We start from the raw sequence: 571 nt of genomic DNA on the forward strand, positions 1-571 counted from the left end.
CTTTGTTAGCCTTATATGCCTTCCGTAAAGGTAAGTCACTCTCTGCAATCGTTATCGCTCTCACGCTCGCCTCTTTACTGTTATCGCAATATATGGCCTTCAAAGGAGACTCCGCAGCAAATTTCTATTTAATTTCCTCTCGTGCTTGGGAGCTATTGTTTGGCTCAATTATTTCCATATACAAATTTGATCAGATTTCATATACGAGACCCGTCAGGCAGATAGCGTCTTTGACTGGTCTCACAATGGTTATCGCTTCATTCTTTTGCTTTGATGCTGACACGCCATTTCCTAGCTTTTATACTTTGCTACCCGTTATAGGTGCCAGCCTAATCATTATATTTGCTGATCGCCAAACTCTAGCTGGCAAATTACTCTCTCTAAAGCCAATTGTAGCCGTAGGACTCATCTCCTATTCTCTCTATTTATGGCATCAGCCATTGTTCGCGTTCTTGCGGATGAAGAGCTCAGGCGAACCTTCTGAAGCACTATTCATCCTGGCAGTACTTTTAACCTTCGTACTGGCTTTTCTAAGTTACCGCTATGTCGAAACCCCGTTTAGAAGAAGCCC

Annotated in this window: 1 protein-coding gene; it reads left to right on the plus strand. The window is 43.1% G+C overall.

All coding sequences use genetic code 11. The annotated features are described in order from the left end of the window. The coding region (locus A3766_RS30435; protein WP_197479336.1) for an acyltransferase at positions 1–571 on the plus strand (571 nt) is incomplete at both ends.

The organism is Oleiphilus sp. HI0132 (assembly GCF_001635845.1).